The sequence below is a fragment of the Paenibacillus xylanexedens genome (assembly GCF_007676705.1).
GTDB lineage: Bacteria > Bacillota > Bacilli > Paenibacillales > Paenibacillaceae > Paenibacillus > Paenibacillus xylanexedens_C.
The window spans coordinates 1-322 of the sequence record NZ_VEBF01000121.1 but is presented as its reverse complement, the minus strand read 5'-3'; the positions used below and the strand labels follow the sequence as shown (position 1 = coordinate 322).

Here is a 322-nt window from a genome sequence, read left to right as displayed (position 1 = left end):
CTACCTCCGCCCCTCCCTTCATCCCCTCTTCAACAACTTCCCCTACACCCAATACTTTTACTTCAACTTTCCCCGCCTTCACCCCCATCAAACCCAGCAATCCTTTTGACCCCTCCTCTAACACTTCTATCTCCACCTTCTCCCCACTCACCCCAACCTCCCTCAATCCTTCCTTTACACCATCTTCAACCCTTTTTCCTGACCTAATCACTTTCCTCATTTCCATTTTTTCCCCCCTTTCCACCCTTTTCCACAGACCCTCGCTTTGCCACCCTTTTTCCGTTTACCTCCATTTTTCGAAGAGCTATTCTGCTTCGCCTTC

Annotated in this window: 1 protein-coding gene; it reads right to left on the bottom strand. The window is 49.4% G+C overall.

Annotated elements, in window-relative coordinates:
* Positions 1–226: Jag N-terminal domain-containing protein (locus FS628_RS30315; RefSeq protein ID WP_260871239.1), on the bottom strand; the 226-nt coding region annotated here is incomplete at its 3' end.
* Positions 227–322: the final 96 nt, after the last annotated feature.